General features: G+C 67.2%; 25 protein-coding genes and 1 pseudogene. 2 read left to right on the forward strand and 24 right to left on the reverse strand.

The window, feature by feature from the left end:
• The 16 genes and pseudogenes from BJ988_RS29560 to BJ988_RS29635 all read right to left on the reverse strand — a co-directional run.
• Positions 1 to 625 (reverse strand): annotated as a pseudogene (locus tag BJ988_RS29560) (hypothetical protein); the annotation flags it as partial.
• A gap of 392 nt (positions 626 to 1,017) precedes the next feature.
• Positions 1,018 to 2,247 (reverse strand): DUF3631 domain-containing protein, encoded by a 1,230-nt coding sequence (locus BJ988_RS29565; RefSeq protein WP_179661720.1) that lies wholly within the window; start codon positions 2,245 to 2,247, stop codon positions 1,018 to 1,020.
• A 392-nt stretch (positions 2,248 to 2,639) separates the two neighbouring features.
• Positions 2,640 to 3,869, reverse strand: a complete 1,230-nt coding sequence (locus BJ988_RS29570; protein WP_179661720.1) for a DUF3631 domain-containing protein — start codon at positions 3,867 to 3,869, stop codon at positions 2,640 to 2,642.
• A gap of 392 nt (positions 3,870 to 4,261) precedes the next feature.
• A complete protein-coding gene (locus BJ988_RS29575) occupies positions 4,262 to 5,563 on the reverse strand; it encodes a DUF3631 domain-containing protein (RefSeq protein WP_246321592.1) in 1,302 nt (433 codons plus the stop codon).
• Positions 5,560 to 6,588, reverse strand: coding sequence for a bifunctional DNA primase/polymerase (locus tag BJ988_RS29580; protein ID WP_179661026.1), 1,029 nt, complete (start codon positions 6,586 to 6,588; stop codon positions 5,560 to 5,562). Before BJ988_RS29580 ends, BJ988_RS29575 begins: the two co-directional genes overlap by 4 nt.
• Complete coding sequence (locus tag BJ988_RS29585; RefSeq protein WP_179661027.1) at positions 6,569 to 6,862, reverse strand: hypothetical protein; 294 nt, start codon at positions 6,860 to 6,862, stop codon at positions 6,569 to 6,571. Before BJ988_RS29585 ends, BJ988_RS29580 begins: the two co-directional genes overlap by 20 nt.
• Complete coding sequence (locus BJ988_RS29590) at positions 6,862 to 7,893, reverse strand: helix-turn-helix domain-containing protein (protein WP_179661028.1); 1,032 nt, start codon at positions 7,891 to 7,893, stop codon at positions 6,862 to 6,864. Before BJ988_RS29590 ends, BJ988_RS29585 begins: the two co-directional genes overlap by 1 nt.
• Before the next feature lie 279 nt (positions 7,894 to 8,172).
• The gene (locus BJ988_RS29595) at positions 8,173 to 10,434 is read right to left on the reverse strand and encodes a cell division protein FtsK (protein WP_179661029.1); all 2,262 of its coding nucleotides are present in this window, start codon (positions 10,432 to 10,434) and stop codon (positions 8,173 to 8,175) included.
• 2 nt (positions 10,435 to 10,436) lie between these two features.
• Positions 10,437 to 10,619 carry a hypothetical protein gene (locus BJ988_RS29600; protein WP_179661030.1) on the reverse strand — a complete coding sequence of 61 codons (183 nt, stop codon included), beginning with the start codon at positions 10,617 to 10,619 and terminating at the stop codon, positions 10,437 to 10,439.
• Entirely contained in the window at positions 10,619 to 10,834 is a 216-nt protein-coding gene (locus tag BJ988_RS29605) for a hypothetical protein (protein ID WP_179661031.1), read from the reverse strand. Before BJ988_RS29605 ends, BJ988_RS29600 begins: the two co-directional genes overlap by 1 nt.
• Before the next feature lie 4 nt (positions 10,835 to 10,838).
• Positions 10,839 to 11,048 (reverse strand): hypothetical protein, encoded by a 210-nt coding sequence (locus BJ988_RS29610; RefSeq protein WP_179661032.1) that lies wholly within the window; start codon positions 11,046 to 11,048, stop codon positions 10,839 to 10,841.
• A gap of 11 nt (positions 11,049 to 11,059) precedes the next feature.
• On the reverse strand, positions 11,060 to 11,455 hold the full coding sequence (locus BJ988_RS29615; RefSeq protein WP_179661033.1) for a P-loop NTPase family protein: 396 nt from the start codon (positions 11,453 to 11,455) through the stop codon (positions 11,060 to 11,062).
• Positions 11,452 to 11,814, reverse strand: coding sequence for a hypothetical protein (locus BJ988_RS29620; RefSeq protein ID WP_179661034.1), 363 nt, complete (start codon positions 11,812 to 11,814; stop codon positions 11,452 to 11,454). Before BJ988_RS29620 ends, BJ988_RS29615 begins: the two co-directional genes overlap by 4 nt.
• Positions 11,811 to 12,023, reverse strand: a complete 213-nt coding sequence (locus tag BJ988_RS29625; RefSeq protein WP_179661035.1) for a hypothetical protein — start codon at positions 12,021 to 12,023, stop codon at positions 11,811 to 11,813. Before BJ988_RS29625 ends, BJ988_RS29620 begins: the two co-directional genes overlap by 4 nt.
• 15 nt (positions 12,024 to 12,038) lie before the next feature.
• Positions 12,039 to 12,326 (reverse strand): DUF6284 family protein, encoded by a 288-nt coding sequence (locus tag BJ988_RS29630; RefSeq protein ID WP_179656084.1) that lies wholly within the window; start codon positions 12,324 to 12,326, stop codon positions 12,039 to 12,041.
• A 92-nt stretch (positions 12,327 to 12,418) separates the two neighbouring features.
• Positions 12,419 to 12,688, reverse strand: coding sequence for a hypothetical protein (locus BJ988_RS29635; protein WP_179661036.1), 270 nt, complete (start codon positions 12,686 to 12,688; stop codon positions 12,419 to 12,421).
• Between the two features lie 166 nt (positions 12,689 to 12,854).
• On the opposite strand from BJ988_RS29635, the gene BJ988_RS29640 reads away from it, so the two are divergent.
• Positions 12,855 to 13,727 carry an AAA family ATPase gene (locus tag BJ988_RS29640; RefSeq protein ID WP_218861152.1) on the forward strand — a complete coding sequence of 291 codons (873 nt, stop codon included), beginning with the start codon at positions 12,855 to 12,857 and terminating at the stop codon, positions 13,725 to 13,727.
• Complete coding sequence (locus tag BJ988_RS29645) at positions 13,724 to 14,296, forward strand: phosphotransferase-like protein (RefSeq protein WP_179661037.1); 573 nt, start codon at positions 13,724 to 13,726, stop codon at positions 14,294 to 14,296. Before BJ988_RS29640 ends, BJ988_RS29645 begins: the two co-directional genes overlap by 4 nt.
• A gap of 179 nt (positions 14,297 to 14,475) precedes the next feature.
• Here BJ988_RS29645 and BJ988_RS29650 read toward each other — a convergent pair whose 3' ends face one another.
• The 8 genes from BJ988_RS29650 to BJ988_RS29685 form a co-directional block, all read right to left on the reverse strand.
• Complete coding sequence (locus BJ988_RS29650) at positions 14,476 to 15,594, reverse strand: tyrosine-type recombinase/integrase (protein ID WP_343051811.1); 1,119 nt, start codon at positions 15,592 to 15,594, stop codon at positions 14,476 to 14,478.
• The gene (locus tag BJ988_RS29655) at positions 15,591 to 15,830 is read right to left on the reverse strand and encodes a helix-turn-helix transcriptional regulator (RefSeq protein WP_179661025.1); all 240 of its coding nucleotides are present in this window, start codon (positions 15,828 to 15,830) and stop codon (positions 15,591 to 15,593) included. The genes BJ988_RS29650 and BJ988_RS29655 overlap by 4 nt, the downstream gene beginning before the upstream one ends.
• Positions 15,831 to 16,122: 292 nt before the next feature.
• The gene (locus BJ988_RS29660; protein ID WP_246321592.1) at positions 16,123 to 17,424 is read right to left on the reverse strand and encodes a DUF3631 domain-containing protein; all 1,302 of its coding nucleotides are present in this window, start codon (positions 17,422 to 17,424) and stop codon (positions 16,123 to 16,125) included.
• Positions 17,421 to 17,576 carry a hypothetical protein gene (locus tag BJ988_RS29665; RefSeq protein WP_179661839.1) on the reverse strand — a complete coding sequence of 52 codons (156 nt, stop codon included), beginning with the start codon at positions 17,574 to 17,576 and terminating at the stop codon, positions 17,421 to 17,423. The genes BJ988_RS29660 and BJ988_RS29665 overlap by 4 nt, the downstream gene beginning before the upstream one ends.
• Before the next feature lie 554 nt (positions 17,577 to 18,130).
• Positions 18,131 to 19,432, reverse strand: a complete 1,302-nt coding sequence (locus BJ988_RS29670) for a DUF3631 domain-containing protein (RefSeq protein WP_246321592.1) — start codon at positions 19,430 to 19,432, stop codon at positions 18,131 to 18,133.
• Complete coding sequence (locus BJ988_RS29675) at positions 19,429 to 19,584, reverse strand: hypothetical protein (protein ID WP_179661839.1); 156 nt, start codon at positions 19,582 to 19,584, stop codon at positions 19,429 to 19,431. Before BJ988_RS29675 ends, BJ988_RS29670 begins: the two co-directional genes overlap by 4 nt.
• 554 nt (positions 19,585 to 20,138) lie before the next feature.
• Complete coding sequence (locus BJ988_RS29680) at positions 20,139 to 21,440, reverse strand: DUF3631 domain-containing protein (RefSeq protein WP_246321592.1); 1,302 nt, start codon at positions 21,438 to 21,440, stop codon at positions 20,139 to 20,141.
• Positions 21,437 to 21,592: a hypothetical protein gene (locus BJ988_RS29685; RefSeq protein WP_179661839.1), complete on the reverse strand. Its 156-nt coding sequence runs from the start codon at positions 21,590 to 21,592 to the stop codon at positions 21,437 to 21,439. Before BJ988_RS29685 ends, BJ988_RS29680 begins: the two co-directional genes overlap by 4 nt.
• Positions 21,593 to 21,819: the final 227 nt, after the last annotated feature.

Below are 21,819 nucleotides of genomic sequence, written 5' to 3' on the forward strand. Positions count from 1 at the left end.
GCGCGACGGACTCACCAGGCGCGCGACGACGCATCCGGATAACGACGGCGCGGTCCTCGATGGTGTCCGGCATCGCACCGATCCCAGCGAGGGCGGCCATGGCGAATGTCTGGATGCGCTCGACGCTCGAGTTAGCGGCGTTGTAGCGCAGCGCGGGCCGGTTGCGCTGGTGTCCGGCGTTGAGCAGGCCGCGTAGGTCTTCGTTCTCGCCTGCCTTGGGTCCGAAGATGGTGTCGGCCTCGTCGAGCAGGATCGTGGGCGGGTTCTTCGTCTTCATCCCGATGGAGCGGTAAACGGCGCTGGGTGAGGCGTTGACGGTGAGCAGCGGGTCATGGCAGGTCGCCTCGGCCAGGTCGAGCAGCCGCGACTTGCCGCATCGTTTCTCCGGGGCACGGATCACCAGGCGGGGCGCGTGGGCCCACACGGGTACGGCGTGGGTGGCGGCGATCCAGAGAACGACCCCGGTCATGGCGTGAGCATCGGGGAGGATGACGTACTTCCCGATCGCATCGCGAACCTCGTTGAGCAGCAGCTCTCCCGCGTTGGGCGCGAAGTCGGCCGGGGTGAGCCTTTCCTCACCCGGGCTGACCGTGACGTTCTCGGCGGTGGTGGTGTCGTCGGCCATGGGTTGTTCCTCCGGGTTGGGTTCCGAGCGGCAGCACATCGTTCGGGTCGTTGGCTGATCCCGCGACGGCCAGGTGATCGCGGCGGCTGATCTTGCTCATCAGTGGGCCTCCTTGGCGCTCGTGTTGTGGGTTGAGGTGGGGTGAGCCGTACCAGCCGTACCAGCCGTACCAACGGCGTGTTTCGGCTGGTCAGGTGCGGATTTTGGGTGGTACGGCTTTGGTACGGCTGGTACGGCTTGGGATTTCTGGTACGGCTTTGGTACGGCTCGATTTCCCAAGCCGTACCACTCGGAATCGTGGCCTGACCTCGGAAAACAGGGTCTTGGTACGGCTGGTACGGCTGGTACGGCTTGGGGCCCTCGACGTGTCGCCGGTCGGGTGGGGTGGGTGGTCATCGACGGGCCTCCGGGTCGCAGGTCGGGTGTGTGCGGGTGCCGTCGTCGATCGCGAGAGGTTGGCGGCAGATGAGGCAGGTTGGGGCGGGTGCGCAGTAGCGGGCCCAGGCGTCGGCGAACGCGGCACGCTGGTAGCCCTTGGCTTGTCCGGTGTCGAACCGGATCGTGTCGGATCGGATGTCGAAGTCGCGCAGCAGGAAACCGAGTTTCATCGCGGTCAGACCTTGCAGCGGGTTGGAGTAGGTCGCCCACGGTGCCTCGGGGTCGTCCTTGAGCCGGTCGAGCAGGACCGAGGTGGGCAGCGCTTCGGCGTCACCGAACGCGGTACGGCAGTCGGTCAGCAGTCGGGTTTGCAGGGTGGTCTGTGCGTTGGCGTCGCGGGTCTCGGTGAGGGTGACGCAGGCTTCGCGGCCGATCTCGGGCCAGTCGCCTCCGGCAAGGTCGGCGATCGCGAGCAGAGGTTCCCAGGTGTCGGCGGCGCGGTCCTCGACCGGCATGTCCGGGGTGGCGGTGCCGAGGTGGTCATGATGCGCGACCACCCACTGGTTCAGCCGCTTTCGGAGGTTGTCCAGCGCTGGACCATCACGGCGAGTCCGGTACGGCGCGACGGACTCACCAGGCGCGCGACGACGCATCCGGATAACGACGGCGCGGTCCTCGATGGTGTCCGGCATCGCACCGATCCCAGCGAGGGCGGCCATGGCGAATGTCTGGATGCGCTCGACGCTCGAGTTAGCGGCGTTGTAGCGCAGCGCGGGCCGGTTGCGCTGGTGTCCGGCGTTGAGCAGGCCGCGTAGGTCTTCGTTCTCGCCTGCCTTGGGTCCGAAGATGGTGTCGGCCTCGTCGAGCAGGATCGTGGGCGGGTTCTTCGTCTTCATCCCGATGGAGCGGTAAACGGCGCTGGGTGAGGCGTTGACGGTGAGCAGCGGGTCATGGCAGGTCGCCTCGGCCAGGTCGAGCAGCCGCGACTTGCCGCATCGTTTCTCCGGGGCACGGATCACCAGGCGGGGCGCGTGGGCCCACACGGGTACGGCGTGGGTGGCGGCGATCCAGAGAACGACCCCGGTCATGGCGTGAGCATCGGGGAGGATGACGTACTTCCCGATCGCATCGCGAACCTCGTTGAGCAGCAGCTCTCCCGCGTTGGGCGCGAAGTCGGCCGGGGTGAGCCTTTCCTCACCCGGGCTGACCGTGACGTTCTCGGCGGTGGTGGTGTCGTCGGCCATGGGTTGTTCCTCCGGGTTGGGTTCCGAGCGGCAGCACATCGTTCGGGTCGTTGGCTGATCCCGCGACGGCCAGGTGATCGCGGCGGCTGATCTTGCTCATCAGTGGGCCTCCTTGGCGCTCGTGTTGTGGGTTGAGGTGGGGTGAGCCGTACCAGCCGTACCAGCCGTACCAACGGCGTGTTTCGGCTGGTCAGGTGCGGATTTTGGGTGGTACGGCTTTGGTACGGCTGGTACGGCTTGGGATTTCTGGTACGGCTTTGGTACGGCTCGATTTCCCAAGCCGTACCACTCGGAATCGTGGCCTGACCTCGGAAAACAGGGTCTTGGTACGGCTGGTACGGCTGGTACGGCTTGGGGCCCTCGACGTGTCGCCGGTCGGGTGGGGTGGGTGGTCATCGACGGGCCTCCGGGTCGCAGGTCGGGTGTGTGCGGGTGCCGTCGTCGATCGCGAGAGGTTGGCGGCAGATGAGGCAGGTTGGGGCGGGTGCGCAGTAGCGGGCCCAGGCGTCGGCGAACGCGGCACGCTGGTAGCCCTTGGCTTGTCCGGTGTCGAACCGGATCGTGTCGGATCGGATGTCGAAGTCGCGCAGCAGGAAACCGAGTTTCATCGCGGTCAGACCTTGCAGCGGGTTGGAGTAGGTCGCCCACGGTGCCTCGGGGTCGTCCTTGAGCCGGTCGAGCAGGACCGAGGTGGGCAGCGCTTCGGCGTCACCGAACGCGGTACGGCAGTCGGTCAGCAGTCGGGTTTGCAGGGTGGTCTGTGCGTTGGCGTCGCGGGTCTCGGTGAGGGTGACGCAGGCTTCGCGGCCGATCTCGGGCCAGTCGCCTCCGGCAAGGTCGGCGATCGCGAGCAGAGGTTCCCAGGTGTCGGCGGCGCGGTCCTCGACCGGCATGTCCGGGGTGGCGGTGCCGAGGTGGTCATGATGCGCGACCACCCACTGGTTCAGCCGCTTTCGGAGGTTGTCCAGCGCTGGACCATCACGGCGAGTCCGGTACGGCGCGACGGACTCACCAGGCGCGCGACGACGCATCCGGATAACGACGGCGCGGTCCTCGATGGTGTCCGGCATCGCACCGATCCCAGCGAGGGCGGCCATGGCGAATGTCTGGATGCGCTCGACGCTCGAGTTAGCGGCGTTGTAGCGCAGCGCGGGCCGGTTGCGCTGGTGTCCGGCGTTGAGCAGGCCGCGTAGGTCTTCGTTCTCGCCTGCCTTGGGTCCGAAGATGGTGTCGGCCTCGTCGAGCAGGATCGTGGGCGGGTTCTTCGTCTTCATCCCGATGGAGCGGTAAACGGCGCTGGGTGAGGCGTTGACGGTGAGCAGCGGGTCATGGCAGGTCGCCTCGGCCAGGTCGAGCAGCCGCGACTTGCCGCATCGTTTCTCCGGGGCACGGATCACCAGGCGGGGCGCGTGGGCCCACACGGGTACGGCGTGGGTGGCGGCGATCCAGAGAACGACCCCGGTCATGGCGTGAGCATCGGGGAGGATGACGTACTTCCCGATCGCATCGCGAACCTCGTTGAGCAGCAGCTCTCCCGCGTTGGGCGCGAAGTCGGCCGGGGTGAGCCTTTCCTCACCCGGGCTGACCGTGACGTTCTCGGCGGTGGTGGTGTCGTCGGCCATGGGTTGTTCCTCCGGGTTGGGTTCCGAGCGGCAGCACATCGTTCGGGTCGTTGGCTGATCCCGCGACGGCCAGGTGATCGCGGCGGCTGATCTTGCTCATCAGTGGGCCTCCTTGGCGCTCGTGTTGTGGGTTGAGGTGGGGTGAGCCGTACCAGCCGTACCAGCCGTACCAACGGCGTGTTTCGGCTGGTCAGGTGCGGATTTTGGGTGGTACGGCTTTGGTACGGCTGGTACGGCTTGGGATTTCTGGTACGGCTTTGGTACGGCTCGATTTCCCAAGCCGTACCACTCGGAATCGTGGCCTGACCTCGGAAAACAGGGTCTTGGTACGGCTGGTACGGCTGGTACGGCTTGGGGCCCTCGACGTGTCGCCGGTCGGGTGGGGTGGGTGGTCATCGACGGGCCTCCGGGTCGCAGGTCGGGTGTGTGCGGGTGCCGTCGTCGATCGCGAGAGGTTGGCGGCAGATGAGGCAGGTTGGGGCGGGTGCGCAGTAGCGGGCCCAGGCGTCGGCGAACGCGGCACGCTGGTAGCCCTTGGCTTGTCCGGTGTCGAACCGGATCGTGTCGGATCGGATGTCGAAGTCGCGCAGCAGGAAACCGAGTTTCATCGCGGTCAGACCTTGCAGCGGGTTGGAGTAGGTCGCCCACGGTGCCTCGGGGTCGTCCTTGAGCCGGTCGAGCAGGACCGAGGTGGGCAGCGCTTCGGCGTCACCGAACGCGGTACGGCAGTCGGTCAGCAGTCGGGTTTGCAGGGTGGTCTGTGCGTTGGCGTCGCGGGTCTCGGTGAGGGTGACGCAGGCTTCGCGGCCGATCTCGGGCCAGTCGCCTCCGGCAAGGTCGGCGATCGCGAGCAGAGGTTCCCAGGTGTCGGCGGCGCGGTCCTCGACCGGCATGTCCGGGGTGGCGGTGCCGAGGTGGTCATGATGCGCGACCACCCACTGGTTCAGCCGCTTTCGGAGGTTGTCCAGCGCTGGACCATCACGGCGAGTCCGGTACGGCGCGACGGACTCACCAGGCGCGCGACGACGCATCCGGATAACGACGGCGCGGTCCTCGATGGTGTCCGGCATCGCACCGATCCCAGCGAGGGCGGCCATGGCGAATGTCTGGATGCGCTCGACGCTCGAGTTAGCGGCGTTGTAGCGCAGCGCGGGCCGGTTGCGCTGGTGTCCGGCGTTGAGCAGGCCGCGTAGGTCTTCGTTCTCGCCTGCCTTGGGTCCGAAGATGGTGTCGGCCTCGTCGAGCAGGATCGTGGGCGGGTTCTTCGTCTTCATCCCGATGGAGCGGTAAACGGCGCTGGGTGAGGCGTTGACGGTGAGCAGCGGGTCATGGCAGGTCGCCTCGGCCAGGTCGAGCAGCCGCGACTTGCCGCATCGTTTCTCCGGGGCACGGATCACCAGGCGGGGCGCGTGGGCCCACACGGGTACGGCGTGGGTGGCGGCGATCCAGAGAACGACCCCGGTCATGGCGTGAGCATCGGGGAGGATGACGTACTTCCCGATCGCATCGCGAACCTCGTTGAGCAGCAGCTCTCCCGCGTTGGGCGCGAAGTCGGCCGGGGTGAGCCTTTCCTCACCCGGGCTGACCGTGACGTTCTCGGCGGTGGTGGTGTCGTCGGCCATGGGTTGTTCCTCCGGGTTGGGTTCCGAGTTGGGCGTTGTCTGGTCGTCTCGTTGGTCGAAGGCGTGGGTCATGCGGCGCTCCGGGTCGCGGCGCGGCGGAAGCCGGACAGGATCGTGTTCTCGGCCTCGTAGGCGGTGTAGGCGCGAGCGGCGATGTGCCCAGCGGCAGCGACCAACAGCCGGTCGAGCGCGGAGTGTTCGGTGATCAGGTCGCGTGCAACCAACTTTCCGACTGTGGCGGCCGCGACGAAGAGCGCGGCGTTTCGGCCGCCCTTGGTCGCGTCCAGCAGACCCGCGACGCCGTTTGCGTGGTCGCCGTTGATCGCGATGTCGAAGACGCGGTTTACGTACGCGTCCGGGTCGCGCAGTGGCTCGCCGGACCCGATCGGCTGTAGTGGTCGGGCCTGTGTCCTAGAACCGTCCTGAGAGCGGTTCTGTGACGTGCGGGTGGCGGGTCGGCGGTCGTGGGTGAGGAGGTCGAGCAGGAACATCGGGAGCGGTGCGGCCGGGCGGTCGTCGATGATGTCGTACGCGCTAGCTCCGATGCTGGTTGGCGGTGCGGCGACGTATCCGCCGTGGGCGCGGGTGTCGATCAACCAGCCGATCTTTCCGGCTGTGTTGCCGTAGGCCACATCGGCCGGCGCAGCGTAGTAGAGGTGGGTTCCTCCGGAGACGGTGCGCACGGTGTAGGTCGGGGTGATGGTGCCGCCGTGGACTCCGGCGAGGTGGTCGAGCACGTCGGCGCCAGTGGTGATCTCGAACGACTTCCACGGTTCGGGGATCTCGGTTCCGGGCTTGTGGGTGTCGAGGTCGACCACGACCAGGCGGGAGGGCCCACAGGCGATCCCGACTCCGTAGGCGGGGTTGCTGGACCATGCTTTGGTGATCTTGTCGGCGCGGATGGTGGCGCGTTGCTCCCACCCGGCGTGAGTGGTGCGGCACCCCGGGGCGGTGCCATCGCAGTCGGTGGCACGGTGGTTCGGCGTAGCGGGCCGCTTGGAGCCGGGCAGCAGGGGGAAGACTCGCCAGCCACGGGCGGCGTAGTCCAGAGCGGTCGTGAGGCTGTCGGTCAGGGTGTCAGGCTGCTGCTGCATCATCGATCTGTCCTTCCTCGGATTCGTGCTGGTCGTGGTGCTGGTCTGGTTCGTGGCGGTCGGGTCGGGCGAGGGCGACCATGAAGCCCTTCAAGGTCGGTCGCGGGTGCTCGGCGGCGTACTCGGCGAGTTCGGTCGGATAGCCCAGGGATTCGGCCTCAGCGGCGAGGAACCAGGCGTGCGAGGCGTTGTGAAACTCGCTGGTGATCAGGTCGCGCCACCAGTGGCGGCGACGCTGCACATAGCGGCGGCGCGGACGGCGGGGAGGGCGGCTCATCAGGCACCCGCAGCCCTGCTATTGGTCCAGCGGTAGACGGTCCGGTCGGAGACGTCGAGCAGCCCGGCGACCTCGGGCACGGGCAGCCCGTACGCGCGCAGCTCGACCGCAGCGCACGCGGCGTGGACCTGGTCGCCGTCCTCGTCGTTCAGCGGCTCATCGCAGATGGCGCACTGGTCGATGTGGTCCTCGTTGTGGTGCGCGTCGTCGTGGGTGTCAGGGATGACAGTCAGGGTCGGCGCGACACTGACAGCCGGGGTGACAGCGGAGCCGGGAGCAGTGATCTCGTGAGGGTGGTTGTCAGGGTCGGTGTCACCCGCGGTGTCAGCCCTGGTGTCAGGGGTTGTGTCAGGGGTGAGGGTCGCCTGACGGCCGATCAGCTTGCCGTAGGCGATCGCCCCGGCCGCGTGCTTCTCGGCGGACCTGGTCAGCCGGGACGCGGCGCGGTTCTCGGCGCGCTCGACGGTCACCTTGATCTCGGCCAGAGCACGGGTACGTGCGGCCAGCCGCGCCGACTCGCCGTAGCCGGTGATGGTCTCCATGTGGGCGGCGTGACGAGCCTCGATCACGGCCAGGGCTCGCTGGTCGCGGATCTCTGCCGTGCGGGACCGGATGATCGCGGCAGTCTCCGGGGAGACGGTGACCTGGTCGCGGATCCCGTCAGCGACCAGCAGCAGCGCAGCCAGCGCCGGAATCGCCGACCAAGGGCCCATGTGCCCGACAGCAGCGAGCAGGACCGTCGAGGCGGCCACAGCAACCGCCGTGGCGGCACCGAAGCCGTAGGCGGCGGCTCGCTGTCCGGACTTGTAGGCACCGATCGTGGTGTGACCCAGCGCAGCCCACACCACATCAGCGGCGAGAGCGACGGCTACACCGACAGCGGGCGCGGCAGAACCTGCGGCGGGGATCATCGCGGCGACCTGCGGCGCGATGGTCACAGCGACCTGGACGAAGCCAACGAAGGTCATTCCGTAGCCGACACCAGCGAGGCCAGAGGGCCGTTTCTTGGTGGTGGTGGTGTGCGCGTTCATGGCGGTGAGTTCTCCTGTTTCGGACTGTTTCGGGCATGGGTGAGGTAGGGACTTGGGCCAGCGAGACGTTTCTGGAGGGTTTCTCCGCTACCGGGTGGAGGTGTTGGGCGAGGTGGGTAGCGGTAGCGGGCGGGAGGAGGGGTCGGATCGGCCCGGATCCAGGGTTCGAACGGGTGCGCGAAGTGGAGGGCTACTCCGCTACGTCGCTGGTCAGGTAGCAGTTTCGGTAGTAGCAGGGGTGCTACGGGTAGCAGCCGCTACGGCTACCGATTCCGGGGTTCAGACGGGTGCAAGGACACCTCCGATCGGGTTGTCGGGGTCGTCGGTGTCGGTGTGGCCGAGTGTGTCGGTCAGGTCGCGGCGGACCAGACCGCGTTTGTTGGTCTGCTTGCCGTCGATGACCTTCTTGACCTGGACGGTGCGGATCCCGTGGGGTTTGACGGCAGCGGTGACCTGCTCCCCGGTCCACCCGCCATAGAGCGACCCGTTGTGCTCGGCGAGGCGGGCGGCGAGTTCGTCGCACCAGACCTTCCCGTTGCTCCACTCCGGGTCGTGCTCGGGCCAGACCGCGAGGAGGTGGTCCAGGATGGATCCGGTGTCGTCGTCGGGCAGGATCTCCCCGGCCGCCATTCCGGTCAGGCGGCCAGCGGCCAACCGCGCAGCACGGGCACGGGCACAGATGACCTCGGCGGCGGGCGCGTCCACGAAGGAGGACCGGACGATGACCGGGTCGTCACCCTCACCGACGAGGTAGGCGATACCGAGGTCTTTACGACCGAAGGTGGTCGCGCGGATGCCGGACTTGTACATCGAGGTCCCCAGGACCATGTCGTTCTCGACCTGTCCCATGACCTTGAGGCACAGCCGCAGGACCGCGTTCGCGGAGATGCCGGTCGGGATGGACTTGGCGTCGGGGCGCTGGGTGGCCAGCCAGACCATGATCCCGACCGCGGGTCCGCGCTTGACCAGGTCGGTGACGATCTCGGCGATCTCGGCCCCGTGGGTGGGGTGCTCGAACATCTTCTGTGTCTCGTCAAAGGCCCAGAAGATCGGGTGCAGTTTGAGGGACTTCTCCGAGGCGAGAGCGTCGGTGACCTTGGACTCGGGGCACACCTCCCGGGGCAGGGTCTTGATGGCCTTGTAGCGGCGGCGCATCTCGATCGCCCCTTCCCGCAGGTCGCGGACGAGGTAGTCGATGTCTTCGGGGTCGTCCCCGGACCGGTTGGCGTGGGCGACGTCATCGAGCATCCCGAGGTCGGATCCGCCCTTGAGGTTGTAGGTGTGCAGCTCGACGCGCGGGTCCAGCGCGGCAGCGAGGCAGAGCAGGCGCAGGGTGAACGTCTTACCCATGCGCGGCAGGGCACCGATAAGACCGGTCGCGAACATCAGGGTCACGACCACGGGGCGGCCACGCTGGTCGACACCGATCGGGATCGGCTCGAACACGTTGACCTTCCCGGAGGTGGCCAGCGGCCAGGGCGCGGGCTTGGACTGGGCCAGGGACTTGTCGGCGACGTAGAGGACCAGGCGGCCGACGTGGACCTCGGGGTCGGTCTCGGGCCACACCTTCCCCAGGGAGCGACGCAGACCCGAAGCGAGACGGTCGCGCTGCTCGATCACCTCCGAGGCAGTCACCCCGGGCGGGAGGTCGAGTTCGGCACGGAACCCAGCACCGTCACGCATGATCGGCGAGACGAACGCGATCGCCTTCGCACCCTCCTTAGCCATGGCCTGGTTCAGCCGCGCCAGACCCAGCGAACCGAGCGCGTTGAGGATCAGGTCCGAGGTAAGCCGCGGCTCCTTGGCCGTGTCCACGGCACGGCCGGTGATCGGCTTGTCCGGGTTGCGACCGAGCAGGCCGAGACCAGCCAGAGCGGCCAAGCCGAGACCGAGCTGGACCATCAGGGAGTCGATCCCGTACACGACGTAGGCGGCGATGCCGGCCACGGTCAGGAGCATCAGGACCGCAAGGAAGACGCGCGCTTTGATCTGGCGGCGGTGGTCCTCCCTCAGCCGGAGATAGGCCCCGGCGTCGAGGGTGTTGCCGCGTACGGTCATCCGGTTCTCTTTGTCCTCGGCGTCGAAGATCCAGCCCCAGCACATAGCCATGACACGGCCCAGGCCGAGCGGGGACCGGGCGGCCAACTTCGCGTAGTACGTCGGCAGACGCACCCCGTGATAGGTCGTGGTGTGGCCGTAGTGCTTCACCGCCCACGCAGCCGCCGACTTCGCCGACTCGCGGTCCTTGGCCCAGGCGGGCAGGATCTCCCGGCGCGGGGCAGCCTTGACCGTGCCGGACCGGTCGTCGCGAACGGCGAGGACCTGACCGTCAACGATCTCCGGAGTCGTCTCCGTGTCGTCCTCGGCGGCGGCGTCGGTGTTGTCGTGAGCGGCCTGAGCGCGCTCAGAGACGTTCTCGGCGATGGCCGGGGCAGCGTTGGTGCTCTCAGAGGCTTCAGGAGCGGCCTCACGGGCGCGGCGAGCCGCGTCGAGGTCGTAGACCCCGATCCCGTGGGCCTCTTGGTTCGGTGTGGTGGTCATGATCAGGCTCCCTTCTCAGCAAGGCCAGCGGCCTTGGTCAGGTTTTTGGCCAGGGTCCGGGCGGCGGCGGGGGTGATGGTGTGGACGCCGACCTGGACATACGGCGTCCTCGCGGACGGGTCGACGACGATGTCGGGGGTGTTGGGCCCCGACCTGATGACGGTGACCTTGGGGCGCTTGGGCATCAGAACCAGCCCTTCGCCACTGGGTTGGTGCGCTTGACCGGCTTCTTGTTCCGGTACGGGTCGGACGCTTTGCCGACCTTGGCCTTCTTGCCCGCGTGCGGGTCCTTGGAGCCGGGCAGCTTCTTCGCGACCTTCGCGCGGTGGGTCCGGGCGACGTGGCGTGCGGTGTCCTTGACGGTGCCGTGGCCGAACAGGCCGGTGTACTCGACAGCCATGGCGTCACTTCACCCACTTGGGGAACTTGTAGTTCTCGGCCATGTCGGCCTGCTTGAGGTAGACCTTGGCCAGGTCTTCGCAGGTCTTCGCGGCGGCAGGCTTGCCCTGCTCACGGAAGCGCGCGGCTCCCTTCTCGGCCATCTCAGCCTCGCGGCGGAACTTCGCAGCCTGTTTCTTGAAGTCGGCCCGGGCGGCTGCCTTGTTGATCTTCATGACTAGTTCCTTTACCTCTCGGTGGTGGTGTTGTCAGGCCAGGGGTAGGAGGCGCCAGCTGCACGCGCGGTCGCGGCGATCACCAGCCGCAACGCGGTGCGGTCCAAGCCGGGCAGGACCTCGTTGAGGCAGACCGTGCGGTCGTAGGAGGCCAGGGACAGCGCGATGTCCAGCAGGCGACGCTCACCCCCGGAGAGGTAGCCACCGTCCGCGCGGTCGGCGTCGATCCAGGCAGCGCCGGGCTCGACCCGGACCCACGACCCGTTCAGCAGGCGACCGCCCCAGGCACGGACCAGCAGCTCGACCGCAGCCTCGTCGGGAAGGGAGCCCTTCGCCCAGCGGCGCAGAGCGGCCGCGATCTCGGGCTTGGATGTCGGGATCTTCGCCAGGTTCTCAGGGGTGCTCATGCTGCGGCCTCCGAGACGGTCCACACGCGCTCGGTGGTCGACATCTTCACGAACACCGTGGTCTCGCCACTGCCAGCAGGGACCCGACCGGACCAGTCGTGACGAATCAGCAGCCCGATCGCGTCAGCGACGTAGGCCCGGGCATCCTCGCTCAGGTAGAGCGCATCGGCGATCAGCTGTGCCGCGACAAGCCCAGCGGGCTCGATCTCCAGCAGCACAGCGGGTCGACGCTCCGGGGCCCCATGAGCGAGACGAACGTCCGTCCCCGCGCTCACCTTGAAGCCGTGCACGTCCACGTTCGGGACACACTCCAGGATGTTTGCGGCCCAGGTCAGATCCCACGACTTCGCGGTACTCATCGGGCACCCCCGGCGATGTTCGAGGCGGCCGAGAGAGCCGACGTCATCGCCGTCTCGATCCCGTCCAGGATCGGCGCGCCGATCGTGGTCGAGGCCAACGAGAGACCGAGGACCGCACCGAAGGCGAGGACACCCGGGTGGGTGCCGCCCCAGCGGACCATGAAGACAGCGACGATCAGGAAGATGATGAACAAAGGTGCGGTAACCATGACTAGATATGCCTTTCAGGCGGCCTCGGCCGGGACGGCCGGGCGAGGGTCGGTGATCGTGTAGACAGGCGCGGCCGAGATCGCCGCGTCGTGGTTGGCCTGCTGGACCAGCAGGTGCAGCAGTGCCGTCATCGCCCGGCGGTGGGCCCGCTTGGCGAGCGCGTCGGCCGGGTCAGCGAGCAGACGGCACTCGGCCTCGACCAGATCGACCTCAGCAGCGATCTGCGGCCACTCGGCTTCAATCGCGGCCAGGTCATCTCCGGTCGGCTCGTCTCGTGTGTTCGCGAAGTGGTCGGTGTGCATCGGGGTGGTTCCTTCCGGGTGATGAGCGGGTGTTGCTTGGTGGCCGGGCCGGGGCTGCCTCTGGGGCTCACCCCGGGCCCGGGGATCGTGGGTCAGGCTCCGTACTTTCGGGAGCGGGCAACCTGACGACCGGCTTCGGTAAGGGCGAACAAGGCATCGCCGGACGGGAAGGACCGGACGCAGCGGATGAGGCCGCGCTCAGCGAGACCCGTGATGACGCGGTGGTGGTGCTTCCGGGTGGCGATCTGGCCACGGTTGACCGTGTCGGCGGTGTCCTTGCGGGTCTGCCAGGCGGCGTACATCGCGTCGAGGGTCTTGCCCTGGTTGGCGGTGATGGTGGCGGTGGTCGTGATCATCTTCATGCCCTTTCCGTGGCCTGGCAGCCGGGTGGCTGCCTGTGTTCTACCTAACAACGGAATGGCTCACCATGTCAACTGTTAGGTAGAAGTTTCTGCGAGAAATTTCCGCTCGGGCTGGGGTCGTGCGACAGTTGTCAGCGAAACTGTTAGGTCAGAACGAGCACACTGAATGGCGAAGGTCGAACTAGGGAGACGCATGACAGACGGGCCAATCGACGCACTGGCGGGTGCGAAGCAGCAGCGGATCGCACGCGACATTCAGAACCAGATCGAGGCGGGGGTCCTACGTGACGGCGAGGTCATGCCGTCGACCCGAACGCTCGCCGAGCAGACGGGTGCGAGCGTCTGGACGGTCAATGAGGCGATGAAGGCACTCGCAGAGATGGGGCTGGTGGAGAACCAGTCGCGTTCGCGCCGGATCGTGCGATCTGCGCACCTCACGCCCAAGGTGAGCGAGGCGGCTCCCCGGGCTCTGCTGATCGGCGGCTACGCGGGTAGCGGCAAGACCGAGCTCGGGCGCATCCTCACCCGGCTGACGGGCTGGATGATCATCGACAAGGACACCATCACCCGCCCAGTTGTCGAGGTGGCTCTTGAGGCGTTGGGGGCTGAGTCGAGCGATCGGGAGTCGGAGACCTATTTGTCAAAGGTCCGGCCGCGTGAGTATGAGGCGCTGATGTCGACGGCGCACGAAAACACGGCATGCGGCGCTGGTGCCGTCGTCACGGCTCCCTTCTTGCGTGAGTTCAAGGACGCGTCGTGGCTCGCGCGCCAGCAGGCGCAGTTTGCGGACGACGGATTACCCATGACCGTCGTGTGGGTCACCTGTGACGCGGACACGATGCTGACCTATGTACGTCGTCGGGGTGCAGCTCGTGACGCGCACAAGCTGGCCACCTGGGACGCGTACATGGAGGCGATTGACCTCACGTTCCGTCCAGTCGTGGACCATCACGTCATCGACAATTCGACATCTGCGGAGCCTCTTAAGGATCAGGCGGCGCGACTGATAGCAACGCTCGCCGAGGTGCCCGCGAAATGACTCGCGGGGTGATCCTCTACGGTCCGCCGGCCGCTGGGAAGGACACCGTCGACGCTGCCCTTCGAGCGCTGTCGGATGACTACGTCCACTTCGCGCGAATCAAGGTCGGCGAGGGTCGCCGAGAGGGCTACCGAATTACGACCAGCGCCGCGCTCCAAGAACTACGGGAGCGCGGCGGCGTCGTGTGGGAGAACAGCCGCTACGGTGCGACCTATGCGGTTGACAGGCCTGGCCTGATCGACGCGCTCGGCCATGGGGTGCCGGTCCTCCACCTAGGACAGGTCGAGGCGGTCGACGCGGTAGCCACGGCGGTCAGTGGAGCGCGTTGGGTTGTCGTTTCTCTCTGGTGTCCGGAGGATGTCGCAGTCGATCGGTTGCGGCAGCGGGGGAGTGCGGACGTTGCAGAGCGTCTGGAGGCATGGCGGGCGACGCCCGAACTGGGAGAGGCAGACCTCAGGTTCGATACATCCATGGTCGAGCCGCGTGATGCAGCGCGACGTATTGACGCACATGTTCGGAAGGCCTGCACGCTCGCCGATTCATTCCCCCCCGATTCCCCCCGAGGGTGAAACGACATGCAATACATGCAACGCCTGCCAGGTGTTCTCAACCCATAGTTCTGGGTCTCCAAACCTTCGCAATGAGAAGGCCAGGGGTTCGAATCCCCTCAGCTCCACCAAAGAAGAACCCCGCCTGACCTGCGGAAACGCAGAGAGTCAGGCGGGGTTCTTGCTTGTTTGTGCTGCCGTTATTCGGCGGATTCCCCCCGGATTCCCCCCGAGCCGTTCAGGCGGGCCAATCCGGCCTCATCTGCGACGGTCCCGAGGTGGTGCAGATAGATGTTTGTCGTCGCGATTGAGGCATGCCCCATCCATGCCTGAACCGTGGTCGCGGGCACGCCCTTCGCCAGCCACAGGCAGGCGGCCGTGTGGCGCAGATCGTGAATTCTGCGGCCGTGCGAGATCAGCTCCCAGTCGACGGCCCGCTTGACGGCGCTCGCGTGCAACCGGTGACCAGTGGCGGTGACGAACACCAGATCGCGGGTGGTGCGTCCGGCGATCAGGTCTTTGACGGTCGGGAGGATGCGGTCCGCGAGCGGCACGAATCGGGACTTCCCGGACTTGGTTGTCTTGGCTTCGCCTCCCTCGGGTGCTGCGCGTCGAACGTAGATGCCCGGCATGGGGTCGAATACGACGTCGCTCACTCGAACCTCACGCAGCTCCGACCAGCGGAGCCCGGTCCATCCCGCGACCAGCAGGATGTCCGAGAGTCGGGCGAGGTCGCGTGTTCGCTCTGCTGCTCGAATCAGACTGACGGAGTCCCTCGATGCGAGGTGGGCGGCATCGAGGACGAAGGTCTCTAGCTCGGTCTCGCTGAAGGGGTGCATCTCGGTGGCTACCTCACTTGCTTTGGGTACTCGGGTTGGTGTGACGGGGTTGTGCTGGACCATGCGTTCTCGGACTGCCCATGCGAAGAACGAAGACAGTGACGCCCGGTAGCGCTTGACCGACTTCTCGGCGAGGCCTCGGCGGCGGAGCGCGACCAGCGCGCGGGAGACCTCGCGTTCGGTCACACTGCCGATCTGCAGGGCTGACAGCGCGGGCGGTGTTAGGCGCGGGAGCGCGGCATCTGCGGTGTACGTCTTGGGGGCGACGGTCGCCTTGCGCTCATCGAGCCACATCGGCAAGGCCTTGCGGACGGTGATCTGTCCGGCGCGGCGGTCGAACCCACCCGCGAGCGCGGCACGCTCGCGGGTGAGCCAGTCGACAGCCTCGCGGCGGGTGTCGAACATCTTTGTGCCGATGTCGACCCGACCTTGCTTCAGTCGCGCTTGCCAGCGACCGTTCGTCATCTTCCGGACGTTCACGCGGCCACCTCCTCAAGCCAGGCGAGCACGTCGCTACGGCGATAGCGGGGCGAGTCAGGAGAGAGCCAGTAGACGCGAGGTCCCTTGCCGGTTGCCCGCCAGCGGCAGAGCGTCGACGGCGTCACCTTGAGCGCTTCGGCGACCTCGCGCGATGTCCAGAGGATCGGCAGCACATCGTTCGGGTCGTTGGCTGATCCCGCGACGGCCAGGTGATCGCGGCGGCTGATCTTGCTCATCAGTGGGCCTCCTTGGCGCTCGTGTTGTGGGTTGAGGTGGGGTGAGCCGTACCAGCCGTACCAGCCGTACCAACGGCGTGTTTCGGCTGGTCAGGTGCGGATTTTGGGTGGTACGGCTTTGGTACGGCTGGTACGGCTTGGGATTTCTGGTACGGCTTTGGTACGGCTCGATTTCCCAAGCCGTACCACTCGGAATCGTGGCCTGACCTCGGAAAACAGGGTCTTGGTACGGCTGGTACGGCTGGTACGGCTTGGGGCCCTCGACGTGTCGCCGGTCGGGTGGGGTGGGTGGTCATCGACGGGCCTCCGGGTCGCAGGTCGGGTGTGTGCGGGTGCCGTCGTCGATCGCGAGAGGTTGGCGGCAGATGAGGCAGGTTGGGGCGGGTGCGCAGTAGCGGGCCCAGGCGTCGGCGAACGCGGCACGCTGGTAGCCCTTGGCTTGTCCGGTGTCGAACCGGATCGTGTCGGATCGGATGTCGAAGTCGCGCAGCAGGAAACCGAGTTTCATCGCGGTCAGACCTTGCAGCGGGTTGGAGTAGGTCGCCCACGGTGCCTCGGGGTCGTCCTTGAGCCGGTCGAGCAGGACCGAGGTGGGCAGCGCTTCGGCGTCACCGAACGCGGTACGGCAGTCGGTCAGCAGTCGGGTTTGCAGGGTGGTCTGTGCGTTGGCGTCGCGGGTCTCGGTGAGGGTGACGCAGGCTTCGCGGCCGATCTCGGGCCAGTCGCCTCCGGCAAGGTCGGCGATCGCGAGCAGAGGTTCCCAGGTGTCGGCGGCGCGGTCCTCGACCGGCATGTCCGGGGTGGCGGTGCCGAGGTGGTCATGATGCGCGACCACCCACTGGTTCAGCCGCTTTCGGAGGTTGTCCAGCGCTGGACCATCACGGCGAGTCCGGTACGGCGCGACGGACTCACCAGGCGCGCGACGACGCATCCGGATAACGACGGCGCGGTCCTCGATGGTGTCCGGCATCGCACCGATCCCAGCGAGGGCGGCCATGGCGAATGTCTGGATGCGCTCGACGCTCGAGTTAGCGGCGTTGTAGCGCAGCGCGGGCCGGTTGCGCTGGTGTCCGGCGTTGAGCAGGCCGCGTAGGTCTTCGTTCTCGCCTGCCTTGGGTCCGAAGATGGTGTCGGCCTCGTCGAGCAGGATCGTGGGCGGGTTCTTCGTCTTCATCCCGATGGAGCGGTAAACGGCGCTGGGTGAGGCGTTGACGGTGAGCAGCGGGTCATGGCAGGTCGCCTCGGCCAGGTCGAGCAGCCGCGACTTGCCGCATCGTTTCTCCGGGGCACGGATCACCAGGCGGGGCGCGTGGGCCCACACGGGTACGGCGTGGGTGGCGGCGATCCAGAGAACGACCCCGGTCATGGCGTGAGCATCGGGGAGGATGACGTACTTCCCGATCGCATCGCGAACCTCGTTGAGCAGCAGCTCTCCCGCGTTGGGCGCGAAGTCGGCCGGGGTGAGCCTTTCCTCACCCGGGCTGACCGTGACGTTCTCGGCGGTGGTGGTGTCGTCGGCCATGGGTTGTTCCTCCGGGTTGGGTTCCGAGTTGGGCGTTGTCTGGTCGTCTCGTTGGTCGAAGGCGTGGGTCATGCGGCGCTCCGGGTCGCGGCGCGGCGGAAGCCGGACAGGATCGTGTTCTCGGCCTCGTAGGCGGTGTAGGCGCGAGCGGCGATGTGCCCAGCGGCAGCGACCAACAGCCGGTCGAGCGCGGAGTGTTCGGTGATCAGGTCGCGTGCAACCAACTTTCCGACTGTGGCGGCCGCGACGAAGAGCGCGGCGTTTCGGCCGCCCTTGGTCGCGTCCAGCAGACCCGCGACGCCGTTTGCGTGGTCGCCGTTGATCGCGATGTCGAAGACGCGGTTTACGTACGCGTCCGGGTCGCGCAGTGGCTCGCCGGACCCGATCGGCTGTAGTGGTCGGGCCTGTGTCCTAGAACCGTCCTGAGAGCGGTTCTGTGACTGATCCCGCGACGGCCAGGTGATCGCGGCGGCTGATCTTGCTCATCAGTGGGCCTCCTTGGCGCTCGTGTTGTGGGTTGAGGTGGGGTGAGCCGTACCAGCCGTACCAGCCGTACCAACGGCGTGTTTCGGCTGGTCAGGTGCGGATTTTGGGTGGTACGGCTTTGGTACGGCTGGTACGGCTTGGGATTTCTGGTACGGCTTTGGTACGGCTCGATTTCCCAAGCCGTACCACTCGGAATCGTGGCCTGACCTCGGAAAACAGGGTCTTGGTACGGCTGGTACGGCTGGTACGGCTTGGGGCCCTCGACGTGTCGCCGGTCGGGTGGGGTGGGTGGTCATCGACGGGCCTCCGGGTCGCAGGTCGGGTGTGTGCGGGTGCCGTCGTCGATCGCGAGAGGTTGGCGGCAGATGAGGCAGGTTGGGGCGGGTGCGCAGTAGCGGGCCCAGGCGTCGGCGAACGCGGCACGCTGGTAGCCCTTGGCTTGTCCGGTGTCGAACCGGATCGTGTCGGATCGGATGTCGAAGTCGCGCAGCAGGAAACCGAGTTTCATCGCGGTCAGACCTTGCAGCGGGTTGGAGTAGGTCGCCCACGGTGCCTCGGGGTCGTCCTTGAGCCGGTCGAGCAGGACCGAGGTGGGCAGCGCTTCGGCGTCACCGAACGCGGTACGGCAGTCGGTCAGCAGTCGGGTTTGCAGGGTGGTCTGTGCGTTGGCGTCGCGGGTCTCGGTGAGGGTGACGCAGGCTTCGCGGCCGATCTCGGGCCAGTCGCCTCCGGCAAGGTCGGCGATCGCGAGCAGAGGTTCCCAGGTGTCGGCGGCGCGGTCCTCGACCGGCATGTCCGGGGTGGCGGTGCCGAGGTGGTCATGATGCGCGACCACCCACTGGTTCAGCCGCTTTCGGAGGTTGTCCAGCGCTGGACCATCACGGCGAGTCCGGTACGGCGCGACGGACTCACCAGGCGCGCGACGACGCATCCGGATAACGACGGCGCGGTCCTCGATGGTGTCCGGCATCGCACCGATCCCAGCGAGGGCGGCCATGGCGAATGTCTGGATGCGCTCGACGCTCGAGTTAGCGGCGTTGTAGCGCAGCGCGGGCCGGTTGCGCTGGTGTCCGGCGTTGAGCAGGCCGCGTAGGTCTTCGTTCTCGCCTGCCTTGGGTCCGAAGATGGTGTCGGCCTCGTCGAGCAGGATCGTGGGCGGGTTCTTCGTCTTCATCCCGATGGAGCGGTAAACGGCGCTGGGTGAGGCGTTGACGGTGAGCAGCGGGTCATGGCAGGTCGCCTCGGCCAGGTCGAGCAGCCGCGACTTGCCGCATCGTTTCTCCGGGGCACGGATCACCAGGCGGGGCGCGTGGGCCCACACGGGTACGGCGTGGGTGGCGGCGATCCAGAGAACGACCCCGGTCATGGCGTGAGCATCGGGGAGGATGACGTACTTCCCGATCGCATCGCGAACCTCGTTGAGCAGCAGCTCTCCCGCGTTGGGCGCGAAGTCGGCCGGGGTGAGCCTTTCCTCACCCGGGCTGACCGTGACGTTCTCGGCGGTGGTGGTGTCGTCGGCCATGGGTTGTTCCTCCGGGTTGGGTTCCGAGTTGGGCGTTGTCTGGTCGTCTCGTTGGTCGAAGGCGTGGGTCATGCGGCGCTCCGGGTCGCGGCGCGGCGGAAGCCGGACAGGATCGTGTTCTCGGCCTCGTAGGCGGTGTAGGCGCGAGCGGCGATGTGCCCAGCGGCAGCGACCAACAGCCGGTCGAGCGCGGAGTGTTCGGTGATCAGGTCGCGTGCAACCAACTTTCCGACTGTGGCGGCCGCGACGAAGAGCGCGGCGTTTCGGCCGCCCTTGGTCGCGTCCAGCAGACCCGCGACGCCGTTTGCGTGGTCGCCGTTGATCGCGATGTCGAAGACGCGGTTTACGTACGCGTCCGGGTCGCGCAGTGGCTCGCCGGACCCGATCGGCTGTAGTGGTCGGGCCTGTGTCCTAGAACCGTCCTGAGAGCGGTTCTGTGACTGATCCCGCGACGGCCAGGTGATCGCGGCGGCTGATCTTGCTCATCAGTGGGCCTCCTTGGCGCTCGTGTTGTGGGTTGAGGTGGGGTGAGCCGTACCAGCCGTACCAGCCGTACCAACGGCGTGTTTCGGCTGGTCAGGTGCGGATTTTGGGTGGTACGGCTTTGGTACGGCTGGTACGGCTTGGGATTTCTGGTACGGCTTTGGTACGGCTCGATTTCCCAAGCCGTACCACTCGGAATCGTGGCCTGACCTCGGAAAACAGGGTCTTGGTACGGCTGGTACGGCTGGTACGGCTTGGGGCCCTCGACGTGTCGCCGGTCGGGTGGGGTGGGTGGTCATCGACGGGCCTCCGGGTCGCAGGTCGGGTGTGTGCGGGTGCCGTCGTCGATCGCGAGAGGTTGGCGGCAGATGAGGCAGGTTGGGGCGGGTGCGCAGTAGCGGGCCCAGGCGTCGGCGAACGCGGCACGCTGGTAGCCCTTGGCTTGTCCGGTGTCGAACCGGATCGTGTCGGATCGGATGTCGAAGTCGCGCAGCAGGAAACCGAGTTTCATCGCGGTCAGACCTTGCAGCGGGTTGGAGTAGGTCGCCCACGGTGCCTCGGGGTCGTCCTTGAGCCGGTCGAGCAGGACCGAGGTGGGCAGCGCTTCGGCGTCACCGAACGCGGTACGGCAGTCGGTCAGCAGTCGGGTTTGCAGGGTGGTCTGTGCGTTGGCGTCGCGGGTCTCGGTGAGGGTGACGCAGGCTTCGCGGCCGATCTCGGGCCAGTCGCCTCCGGCAAGGTCGGCGATCGCGAGCAGAGGTTCCCAGGTGTCGGCGGCGCGGTCCTCGACCGGCATGTCCGGGGTGGCGGTGCCGAGGTGGTCATGATGCGCGACCACCCACTGGTTCAGCCGCTTTCGGAGGTTGTCCAGCGCTGGACCATCACGGCGAGTCCGGTACGGCGCGACGGACTCACCAGGCGCGCGACGACGCATCCGGATAACGACGGCGCGGTCCTCGATGGTGTCCGGCATCGCACCGATCCCAGCGAGGGCGGCCATGGCGAATGTCTGGATGCGCTCGACGCTCGAGTTAGCGGCGTTGTAGCGCAGCGCGGGCCGGTTGCGCTGGTGTCCGGCGTTGAGCAGGCCGCGTAGGTCTTCGTTCTCGCCTGCCTTGGGTCCGAAGATGGTGTCGGCCTCGTCGAGCAGGATCGTGGGCGGGTTCTTCGTCTTCATCCCGATGGAGCGGTAAACGGCGCTGGGTGAGGCGTTGACGGTGAGCAGCGGGTCATGGCAGGTCGCCTCGGCCAGGTCGAGCAGCCGCGACTTGCCGCATCGTTTCTCCGGGGCACGGATCACCAGGCGGGGCGCGTGGGCCCACACGGGTACGGCGTGGGTGGCGGCGATCCAGAGAACGACCCCGGTCATGGCGTGAGCATCGGGGAGGATGACGTACTTCCCGATCGCATCGCGAACCTCGTTGAGCAGCAGCTCTCCCGCGTTGGGCGCGAAGTCGGCCGGGGTGAGCCTTTCCTCACCCGGGCTGACCGTGACGTTCTCGGCGGTGGTGGTGTCGTCGGCCATGGGTTGTTCCTCCGGGTTGGGTTCCGAGTTGGGCGTTGTCTGGTCGTCTCGTTGGTCGAAGGCGTGGGTCATGCGGCGCTCCGGGTCGCGGCGCGGCGGAAGCCGGACAGGATCGTGTTCTCGGCCTCGTAGGCGGTGTAGGCGCGAGCGGCGATGTGCCCAGCGGCAGCGACCAACAGCCGGTCGAGCGCGGAGTGTTCGGTGATCAGGTCGCGTGCAACCAACTTTCCGACTGTGGCGGCCGCGACGAAGAGCGCGGCGTTTCGGCCGCCCTTGGTCGCGTCCAGCAGACCCGCGACGCCGTTTGCGTGGTCGCCGTTGATCGCGATGTCGAAGACGCGGTTTACGTACGCGTCCGGGTCGCGCAGTGGCTCGCCGGACCCGATCGGCTGTAGTGGTCGGGCCTGTGTCCTAGAACCGTCCTGAGAGCGGTTCTGTGACTGATCCCGCG

The sequence above is a fragment of the Nocardioides panzhihuensis genome, from assembly GCF_013408335.1.
GTDB lineage: Bacteria > Actinomycetota > Actinomycetes > Propionibacteriales > Nocardioidaceae > Nocardioides > Nocardioides panzhihuensis.